The organism is Pseudomonas sp. E1BtOHC1, assembly GCF_058744285.1.
Map to the genome: position 1 here is coordinate 2572708 of NZ_CP196023.1, position 10081 is coordinate 2582788.

The following is a 10081-nucleotide window of genomic DNA, read 5'->3' on the forward strand; positions in this document are numbered from 1 at the left end:
GTCTCCGATTATCTTTTTTATGTGAAACAAACAGGTCAAGCGGGCTTGGGTGGGAGCCGGCTGTTCAGCGAAGGAGTCTTCAAACCTTGTGCAAGGTTCAAGGCCCGTTCGCCGGCAAGCCGGCTCCTGCGGTAATCAGGCGGTTTGGCGCTGGGAACGGCGCTGGGCTGTCTCGGTTGTTTGACTGCGTGGGTCGTTGGGGCCGTACACCGTTGCCGGTTCCGGGAACAGGCTCAGCAGGATCAGGTACACCAGGGACGCAAGCCCCAGAGTCACTGGCAGGCTGATGTCGATGCCGTCGGCGAGGTTGCCCAGGGGGCCGACGAACTGCCCCGGCAGGTTGACGAAGCACAGGCCCACCAGTGCACTGGGAATCCACGCCCCCAGCCCGCGCCAGTTCCAGCCGTGCTGGAACCAGTAGCGGCCGCCGCGCTCGCCGCGGGTGAAGACTTGCAGGTCGTCCGGGCAGTAGTAGCCGCGACGTACCCACAGGCCGATGAGCATGATCACCATCCAGGGAGTGGTGCAGGTGATGATCAGCACGGCGAAGGTCGACACGCTCTGCACCAGGTTCGCCGCAAAGCGCCCGATGAAGATGAAGGCAATCGACAGCACCCCGATCAGCAGGGTCGCCTTGACCCGCGACAGCACCCTCGGGAACACGCTGGACATGTCCAGCCCGGTGCCATACAGCGAAGTGGTGCCGGTGGACATGCCGCCGATCACCGCAATCAGGCACACCGGCAGGAAGAACCAGCTCGGCGACACCGCCAGCAGGCCGCCGACGTAGTTGTTGGCGGCGATGTAGTCCGGCGCCTTGATCGCAACGATGGTGGCTGTGGCCAGGCCGAACAGGAACGGGATCAGGGTGGCGAACTGTGCGGCGATCACCGCCAGCATGATTCGACCCTTGGGGGTCTCCCGGGGGATATAGCGCGACCAGTCGCCGAGGAAGGCACCGAAGGAGATCGGGTTGCTCATCGCCACCAGCGCGGCCCCGATAAAGGCGGCCCAGAATCCGGCCTGGCCCAGGGCCACGGTGCCGGCAAAGTGGCTATCGAAAGCCGGCGCGAAGGCGAAGACTCCCAGCAGGAACAGCAGGCTGGCGGCCCACACGGCGATGCGGTTGACCCACAGCATGAAGCGGAAGCCGTAGATGCACACCGTCAGCACCAGGATCGCGAACAGGCCGTAGGCCAGGCCCAGGCTCAGATCGGTTTCCGGCAGGTCGATCAGGCGTTTGGCGCCGCCGATCAGCGCGTCCCCCGAGCTCCAGACCGAGAGTGAGAAGAAGGCGATGGCGGTCAGCAACGACAGGAACGAACCGACAATCCGTCCGTGCACACCGAAGTGGGCACCGGACGACACGGCGTTGTTGGTGCCGTTGATCGGCCCGAACAGTCCCATGGGGGCCAGGATCAGCGAGCCCAGGGTCACCCCCAGGACAATGGCCCAGACCCCGGCCTGGAACGACAGGCCGAAGAGTACCGGGAAGCTGCCCAGCACCGCAGTGGCGAAGGTGTTGGCGCCGCCGAAGATCAAGCGAAACAGGTCGCCGGGGCCGGCGTCACGCTCGTGGTCCGGGATCTGTTCAACCCCGTTGGTTTCAATGCTGCTAAGGCTTTTTTCTTTGTTGTTGTTATTCATGATCTGCTCCGATCACATTGGCTAAGGGGGTGGCAGCCCTTCCGGCATAGCGGACAAATGTTCGTGACAGGCCAGCCATAGGCCTTGTTGTTGTTTGCGAAACACAATGGTTTCGCGTTCCTGGCTGAAGTGTTGCTCCCCTTGCATGCGCAGCTGTGTGGCCACGTCATGAATAAACACGGCGACGTCACCCTGCAGGCTGACGACGGCGTTGCTCGAGGTGCACGAAAGCACCTCGAAACCCTGCTCGGCGCGCCATTGATCCCACAACGCCTGGTAGGCATCGCGCGACAGCAGTGGCTGAGCAAGGGTGTAGAAGACGAAGCTGGCATCGCTGCTGAACGCCGCGAAGTAGGCTTCGCGGTCGTTGCGGGCAAAGGCCGATACCAGTTCGGCTGCGGCGTTGAGGACGTTCTCGTGCTCGCTCATGGCCGGGACTCAGCGATGGGCTACGCCAGGCAGTACGCAGAGCATTTCGTACAGCAGGTTGGCGCCCAACAGCGAGGTGTTGCCGGTGGTGTCATAAGGTGGCGAGACCTCCACCAGGTCGCAGCCCACCAGGTCCAGGCCCTGGCAGCCACGGACGATCTCGATGGCCTGGATGGTGGTCAGGCCGCCGATTTCCGGGGTGCCGGTGCCCGGAGCCCAGGCCGGGTCGATGCCGTCGATGTCGAAGCTCAGGTACACCGGACCATTGCCGACTTTCTCGCGGACTTCGGCCATCAAAGGTTCCAGGGACTTGTGCCAGCACTCTTCGGCCTGGACCACACGGAAGCCCTGTTTGCGGCTCCAGTTGAAGTCTTCGGCGGTATAGCCCTGGGCACGCAGGCCGATCTGCACCACGCGGTCGCAGTCCAGCAGGCCTTCTTCCACCGCACGGCGGAAGGTGGTGCCGTGGGCGATCTTCTCGCCGAACATGTGGTCGTTGACGTCCGCATGGGCATCGATGTGCACCAGCCCGACCTTGCCGTGTTTCTTGTGGATGGCCCGCAGGATCGGCAGGGTGATGGTGTGGTCGCCGCCCAGAGTCAGGGGGATCACGTTGTGTTCGAGGATGCCGTCGTAGGCCTCTTCGATGATGCGCACCGCATCCAGCAGGTTGAAGGTGTTGATCGCCACGTCACCGATATCGGCCACCGTCAGTGAGTCGAACGGGGCGGCACCGGTGGCCATGTTGTATGGGCGGATCATCACCGATTCGGCGCGGATCTCCCGTGGGCCGAAACGGGTGCCGGCGCGCAGCGAGGTACCGATGTCCAGGGGCACGCCGACGAACGCAGCGTCCAGGCCGGCAGCGGATTGCAGATGGGGAAGACGCATCATGGTGGCGATGCCGCCGAAGCGCGGCATTTCGTTGCCGCCCAGTGGTTGGTGGAGAATCTTGTCCACGGGATAGGCCTCATCGTTGTTTTATATTTATGGGGTCGGCGGCACAGCCCAAGCTGCCCGTACAACCGAGTGGAGCCGATTCTGCGAAATGTAGTGAGGGGAAAGAATCGCTACGAACAAATACTTAGTTCAGATTTTTCTAAACTAATGGTCGGGCTCGCGCTAGACTTCCGCGCTGCTTCCAGGGCCCTGCCTGGCGAGGGAGCGAGCACCCGCTCGGTGGCGTAGCCTCCGTTATCCGGGTTGCAGGGTCAGACTGAAAGTGCGCATGGAGGTCATCGAGGTTGCTTGGCCGCCCGGCGGGAGCAAGCTCTCTTGGCACAGGGAAGTGGTCGTTTTGCCTGTTATCGGAGCCTGTCATGGCCAACGCTTTACCTGATCTGAAACTATTGCGCATCTTCGTCAGCGTGGTGCGACATCAGGGGTTCGCCAATGCCCAGCACGAACTCAATCTCTCGACGTCGGCCATCAGCACCTACATGAGCCAGCTTGAAGGCGCCCTCGGGCTGGTGCTCTGTCACCGTGGCCGTGGCGGGTTCAGCCTGACCAGCAAGGGTGAGCTGTTCCACCAGGAAACCTTGCGTCTTCTTGGGGAGCTGGAGGGCTTTGAACAGTACGCCGCGGCCCTCAAGGGCGAGTTGCGCGGCACCCTGAACCTGGGGGTGATCGACTCCACCGTCAGCGACAAGGCCCTGCCGTTCGCCGAGGCCATCGGTGCCTATAGCCAGGAGCATCCCGCAGTGCATCTGCACCTGTCGGTGATGAGCCCCCATGAACTGCAACTGGGGGTCCAGGACAACCGCCTGGACCTGGCCATCGGTGCCTTTTCCACGCGCATGAGCGGTCTGGTGTACATGCCGCTGTACCGCGAGCAGCACTGGCTGTATTGCAGCAACCGGCATCCGCTGTACAGCGAGCGGCGCATCCCGGAGCAGGTCATCACCCAACAGCGCATGGTCGGCCGAGGCTACTGGAGCCAGGCAGAACTGGCCCGGCATGGTTTCAAGCACAGCGCGGCGACCGTGGAGAGCATGGAGGCGCAGTTGATCCTGGTGCTATCCGGCGCCTACATCGGCTACCTGCCGGAACACTACGCCCAGGCCTGGGCCGACAAGGGCGACCTGCGAGTGTTGCTGCCGGCGACCTTCGGCTACCAGGCGCCTTTCTCGATGATCATGCGTCGTGGCCGTGGTCGTGAACCCCTGATCCAGACCTTTCGCGATCTGCTCAAGGCCCAGCTCAACCAGTCATAAGGAATTTCCATGTCCAGAGCACGCTGCGAGCGTTGCCTGCGTCCCACAGGCCATTGTTTGTGCCCGCTGATCCCGGATTTGCCCAGCCGCACCCGGGTGCTGTTGTTGCAGCATCCCAGCGAGGTCAACCACGCCTTGAACACGGCGCGGCTGGCGGCCTTGGGGCTGAACAATGCGCAGTTGCGGGTGGGCGAGGTGTTCGAGGATCTGCCGGCGCTGCTCAACCGCCCCGGCTACCAGGCCCGCCTGTTGTTTCCGGCGGACGATGCCCAGCCGTTGCAGGCCTATGCCGAAACGGATGAACCGCTGCTGCTGGTGGTGCCCGACGGCACCTGGCGCAAGGCCCGCAAGCTGTTGCACCTCAATCCGCTGCTGGCGGCCCTGCCGCGGGTGACCCTGGCCGCTGCGACGCCCTCGCGCTATCGCTTGCGCAAGGCCCCGGGGCCGGGTGCGCTGTCGACCCTGGAAGCCATTGTCCAGGCGTTGCAGGTACTGGAGGCGCCGGCCTCCTTCGAGCCCTTGCTGCGCCCCTTCGAGGCTCTGATCGAAGGGCAGATCGCGGCGATGGGCGAAGACACCTACCAACGCAACCACGGCGCCAAACCCTGACCTCTTGTCTGTGGGAGCGAGCTTGCCCGCGCAAGCACTCTCAAGCCTGCTGCAAAGTCAGAGGGCCTTGCGCCGGCAAGCCGCTTCCGACCTACGCTGCAGTCAGCGTTCGCGCATGGCTTCGGTGCGGGCCTTGAGCACGGGCTTGAGCAGGTAGTCCAGTACGCTTTTCTCGCCGGTGATGATGTCCACCGTGGCCACCATGCCGGGGATGATCAGCAGTGGGTTGACGTCGCCTCCCAGGTGGTTCTTGTCGGTGCGCACCTGGATCAGATAGAAGCTGTTGCCCTTGTCGTCGGTGATGGTGTCGGCACCGATCAGTTCCAGCTTGGCACTCAGGCCGCCGTAGATGGTGTAGTCATAGGCGCTGAACTTGACCATGGCTTTCTGACCGGGGTGGAGGAAGGCCACGTCCTGGGGCCGGACCTTGGCTTCGATCAGCAGGTTGTCTTCCATGGGCACGATTTCCACCATGTCGCTGCCGGGCTGGACCACGCCGCCGATGGTGTTGACCTTGAGCTGCTTGATCACGCCATGCACGGGCGATACCACCGTGGTGCGGTTGACCCGGTCGTCGATGGCGATCCCCGACGCGGTGATCTTCGACAGGTCGGTGCGTTTCGCGTTGAGTTCCTTGGCGGCATCGGAGCGGAAGGTCTGCACCGATTCGTCGATCTTGCTCTTGATCTCGTTGATGGCCGACTCGGCCCGTGGAATGGCCAGGGTGGTGGCGTCCAGGGAGCCGCGAATCTCCACCGCGCTGCGCTTGAGTCGCAGGATCTCCACCGGTGACACGGCGCCAGTGCCCACCAGCGGCGTCGACATATTCATCTCTTGATTGAGCAGGGCCAGGCTGGAGCTGTATTGCCCCTGCTTGGAGCGAAATTCCGCCAGTTCCTGGGTCTTCTGCCGTAGTTGTTCGCTGAGGGTGCGCTGTTCGCTGGCCAGGCGCCGCTGGCGCTGGTCGTACAGCGAGCGTTCGTCTTCCGCGACTTGCGGCGCCTTGCTCACCACCTCGGCGGACGGGCTGAACGGTTTGCCCTCGGCTTCGGCGGACAGCCGCTCGACCTGGGCCATCAAGGCAAAGCGATCGGCCTCGCTCTCGCCCTTGTTCGAGCGAAAGCGTGTGTCATCCAGGCGCAGCAGGGTCTGGCCCTTGTCCACCATCTGCCCCTCACGGACGAAGATCTCGGTGACAATGCCGCCTTCCAGATTCTGGATCACCTGGACCTTGCTCGAAGGAATGGCCTTGCCTTCGCCCATGGTGACTTCCTGGAGCACCGCGAACCTGGCCCATACCAGGGCACAGAGGATCAGCGCGGCGGCGATCCAGACCGTCAGCCGTGAGCCGCGGGGTGAGTCCTGCAAGGAGGCTCCGGCGGTTTCCGGCATGAATTCGCTTTCCGCGCTGCGGCGAAAACTGCCCAGGTAACCCCGGGGCGACGATGGTGTAGACATGCTCGGCACTCCTAGACGGCTGCAGAGCCGACACGGCCCTTGCGCAGTGCATCGATAACCGCGTCTTTCGGTCCGTCGGCGACAATCCGTCCTTCGTCCAGAACCACCAGGCGGTCCACCAGACTGAGCATCGAGGTGCGGTGGGTCACCAGCAGCAGGGTCTTGCCCTGGACCTTGGCGTGCAGGCGCTGACGCAGAGCGTCTTCGCTGCTGTTGTCCATGGCGCTGGTGGGTTCGTCCAACAGCAGGATCGGCGGGTCCAGCAGCAGGGCCCGGGCCAGCAGCACCGCCTGACGCTGGCCGCCGGACAGCAGTTGCCCGCGTTCACCCACCGGTCGGTCGAAGCCTTGGGGGTGCTGGCGGGCCAGCTCGGTGACCCCGGTCAGCTCGGCGACTTCGAGCATTCGGGCGTCGCTGACGTAGCGCGCACCCAGGGTCAGGTTGTCCCGCAGGCTGCCGGCCAGCAGTGGCAGGTCATGGGCGACGTAGCCGATCTGCTGACGCAGGTCGGCCACATCCAGTTGCCGCAGGTCCAGGCCGTCCAGCAGCAGTTGGCCTTCCTCCGGGGCGAGAAAGCCCATCAACAGCCGGGCCAGGGTACTTTTCCCCGAGCCGCTGCGGCCGATGATGCCGACTCGCTCTCCGGGCTTGAGGCTGAAACTGATGTTGTTCAGCGCCGGGGTGCTTTGCCCCGGGTAGCGAAAACTCACTCGACTGATTTCCAGGGCGCCTTGCAACTGAGTGCGTTCCAGAGGCCGCTGGCGGGCATCGCGTTCCTGGGGCAGGGCCATCAATGCATCGGTGCTGCGCATGGTCAGTTGTGCCTGTTGGTAGCGGGTGATCAGCCCGGCGATCTGTCCCAATGGCGCCAGGACTCGGCTGCCGAGCATATAGCTGGCCACCAGGGCGCCGACGCTGAGGTTGCCGGCGATGATGCTGTAGACCCCGGCGACAATGGTGGCCATGCCGGACAACTGCTGAATGAACAGGGTGCCGTTGGTGGCCAGGGCCGAGAGATTGCGGGCGTGGCTGTCGAGGCGGGTCAGGGCGCCGTGGGTGCTTTCCCACTTGTGCTGGCGTTCGCTTTCGGCGCTGCAGGCCTTGAGGGTTTCCAGGCCGCCGAGGGTCTCGATCAACAGCGCCTGGCGTTCGGCGCCCAGGGCCAGGCTTTTTTGCACGGTGTCCCGCAGGCGCACCTGGATCAGCATGGCGAAGACGATGGTGATGGGGAACGCCAGTACCGGGATCACCACCAGCCAGCCCCCGAGCAGGCCGATCACCACCAGCATCAGCAGGGCAAAGGGCAGGTCGATCAGGCTGGTCAGGGTCACGGCCGTCAGAAATTCGCGCAGGCCCTGGAAGTCGTGGATGCTTTGGGCGAAGCCGCCAATGGTGGCCGGCCGGGCCTTCATGTTCATGCCGGTGATGCGTTCGAACAGGGTGGCGGAGAGGATCACGTCGGTCTTTTTCCCGGCCTGGTCCAGCAGGTGGGCCCGCACCACCCGCAACACCAGTTCGAAGCCGGTGCCCAGCAGCAGGCCCAGGGTCAGGACCCAGAGGGTCGAGGTGGCCTGGTTGGGCACCACGCGGTCGTAGGTCTGCATCACGAACAGCGGCACCATCAGGCCCAGCAGGTTGATCAGGAAGCTGGCGAGAATGGCGTCGCTGTAAAGCCAGCGGGAGAGTTTCAGGGTGTCGCGAAACCAGGCATCGACCCTGGGCACCAGGGGGCTACGCAGGTCTTCGAGCTCGTGACGGGGGCGGGCGAACAGGGCCTGGCCGCTGTACTCCCGGGCCAGTTCCTCGCGGCTGACCCACTGCTCGCCACCTTCGGCCTCGCTGGGCAGGAGCAGGGCCTGGCCATCCTCGCCCCAGCGCCTGAGCACCGCACAACGACCGTCGTGGAGGATCAGCAGCACCGGCAGGTTGAGGGCGGAAATCGCCCCCAGTTCCCGGCGCAGCAGGCGTGCCTGAAGGCTGGCCCGGGCCGCGGCCCGGGGTAGCAGGTCCAGGCTCAGGCGTTGCTTGTCCAGGGGCAGGCCTGCGCTGAGGCTGCCGCGGCTGACATTGCAGCCGTGGAGTCGGCACAGGATCAGTAATCCGTCCAACAGCGGGTCATCGAAGCTGGCACGCGGATCGGCGTGCGGGCTCCCGGGTTCGAGGCTGGTCAAATCGAGTCCTCCACGGGACTACTTCATTTCCGGCAGGCGCGCCTCGCTTTTCACTTCGCTCTGGGCGATGGCTTCGGCCGGCACCACGACTTTTTCCTTGCTCAGCAGTTCGCCCATGTTGGCCAGGACCCGGTACATGGAGAACTCTTCGGTGTAGCGCACTTCGGTGTAGCGGCGGTTGGCGTTGTACAGCTCGTTTTCACTGTCCAGAACGTCGAGCAGGGTGCGTTGGCCGAGGCCGAACTGGTCCTGGTAGGCGGCCCGCACCCGGGTGGTGGTTTCCGCATATTCCCGGGCGGTGGGGGTCTGTTTCTTGGCGTTGAGCATGGCGTTCCAGGCCAGGGTGATGTTTTCGTTGAGCATGCGCAGCGCGTTGTTGCGGATGTCCATGGCCTGGTTGATCTTGTGCGCGTCGGACTGCAGGCGGGCCTTGTCACTGCCACCGCGGAACAGGTTGTAGTTCATGATCACCCCGACCCGCCATTCATTGTCGTGGCCCAAGTCGCCCTGCACATTGTCGTTGGCGTTGACTGCGGCCTCGGCGTCGAAGCGCGGATAGAAGGGCGACTTGGCCACCTCGTACTGACTCTCCGCCGCCTGGATGTCAGCCTGGGCGGACTTCAGGTAGGGGTTGTTCAGCAGCATGCTCTGTTTGGCATCGTTGAGGTTCTGCGGGACTTCGCCGCGGATCGACGGCAGGCTTTCCAGCTCGTCGGGCAGGCGTCCTACCGCGCTGTAGAAGTTGGCCTCGGCATCGGCCAGGTCGACCTGAGCGGTGTCGTAGTTGTTTTCCGCCAGGGCACGCCGGGCCTTGGATTGGTCGAGGTCGGCGGTACTGCCCACGCCCTGCTGGCTGCGCAGGCCGATCTGGTCGTTGACCCGCAGGTGGGCCTGCAGGTTGTTCTTGGCCAGGGTCACCAGTTCACGGCGCTTGAGCACCTCCAGGTACACCTCGATGGTGCGCAGGGCCAGGCTTTCGGCGGTGCCGCGCGTGTAATAGGCCCGGGAGTTGACCACCGACTGGGTGCGGCCCACTTCATTGGCCGTGTTGAAACCATCGAAGAGCATCTGCCGCAGGCGCAGTTCCGACTGGGTGTAGTTCAGGGTCTCAGTGTTGTGGTTGCCAGTGCCGCGTGCCACACCGTAGCCGCGGGTGGTGGTGTTGTCGCTGTAGCCTCGGCCGTAGCCGGCATTGAGGTCCAGGCTGGGGTAGAAGCCGCCCTTGGCTACCTTCACATCCTCGTCGGCAGACAGCCGGTTGTTCTGGCTGGCGCGAAGTTCAGGGTGGTTGTCCAGAGTGCTCTGGATCGCTTCAGTCAATGACATGGCCTGGGCCGGGTTGGCACAGAGTGAGGCCAAAAGAATTGCACCGCTGAGGGGGGTGAAAACGCGCATGGGTGTCTCTCCCTGATCCAGTGAAACTGTGTTTTCGTCAAAAATATGACTAAAAAATTGAGACTTAACCGTCTCATCTTGTTTACAACAGAGCTAAGAACATCCAGAAGGATAGCTAAGAAAAAAATCTCATAAGTTTTATGCCAAAAAAAACTTATG

Annotated in this window: 8 protein-coding genes; 2 read left to right on the forward strand and 6 right to left on the reverse strand. The window is 63.6% G+C overall.

What is annotated here, in order from left to right:
• Window positions 1–135 precede the first annotated feature (135 nt).
• Genes ACSSVC_RS11820 through speB form a run of 3 tightly spaced genes read right to left on the reverse strand, consistent with a single transcriptional unit; the run spans window position 136 to window position 3036 of the window.
• Window positions 136–1647 carry a purine-cytosine permease family protein gene (locus ACSSVC_RS11820; RefSeq protein WP_346632045.1) on the reverse strand — a complete coding sequence of 504 codons (1512 nt, stop codon included), beginning with the start codon at window positions 1645–1647 and terminating at the stop codon, window positions 136–138.
• 21 nt (window positions 1648–1668) lie between these two features.
• Window positions 1669–2076 (reverse strand): YybH family protein, encoded by a 408-nt coding sequence (locus tag ACSSVC_RS11825; protein WP_404938685.1) that lies wholly within the window; start codon window positions 2074–2076, stop codon window positions 1669–1671.
• A 9-nt stretch (window positions 2077–2085) separates the two neighbouring features.
• Complete coding sequence (gene speB, locus ACSSVC_RS11830; RefSeq protein WP_492612319.1) at window positions 2086–3036, reverse strand: agmatinase; 951 nt, start codon at window positions 3034–3036, stop codon at window positions 2086–2088.
• Window positions 3037–3395: 359 nt separating this feature from the next.
• Between speB and ACSSVC_RS11835 the strand changes: the two genes are divergently transcribed.
• The gene (locus ACSSVC_RS11835) at window positions 3396–4289 is read left to right on the forward strand and encodes a LysR family transcriptional regulator (protein WP_102878817.1); all 894 of its coding nucleotides are present in this window, start codon (window positions 3396–3398) and stop codon (window positions 4287–4289) included.
• Window positions 4290–4298: 9 nt separating this feature from the next.
• Window positions 4299–4898: a tRNA-uridine aminocarboxypropyltransferase gene (locus ACSSVC_RS11840; protein ID WP_346632043.1), complete on the forward strand. Its 600-nt coding sequence runs from the start codon at window positions 4299–4301 to the stop codon at window positions 4896–4898.
• Window positions 4899–5000: 102 nt separating this feature from the next.
• On the opposite strand, the gene ACSSVC_RS11845 is transcribed toward ACSSVC_RS11840, so the two are convergent.
• The 3 genes from ACSSVC_RS11845 to ACSSVC_RS11855 are packed head-to-tail and all read right to left on the reverse strand — an operon-like array spanning window position 5001 to window position 9922.
• Window positions 5001–6356 (reverse strand): HlyD family type I secretion periplasmic adaptor subunit, encoded by a 1356-nt coding sequence (locus tag ACSSVC_RS11845; protein WP_346632042.1) that lies wholly within the window; start codon window positions 6354–6356, stop codon window positions 5001–5003.
• Window positions 6357–6367: 11 nt separating this feature from the next.
• Window positions 6368–8527, reverse strand: coding sequence for a type I secretion system permease/ATPase (locus ACSSVC_RS11850; protein WP_404938687.1), 2160 nt, complete (start codon window positions 8525–8527; stop codon window positions 6368–6370).
• An 18-nt stretch (window positions 8528–8545) separates the two neighbouring features.
• Window positions 8546–9922: a TolC family outer membrane protein gene (locus tag ACSSVC_RS11855; RefSeq protein ID WP_346632040.1), complete on the reverse strand. Its 1377-nt coding sequence runs from the start codon at window positions 9920–9922 to the stop codon at window positions 8546–8548.
• Window positions 9923–10081 lie beyond the last annotated feature (159 nt).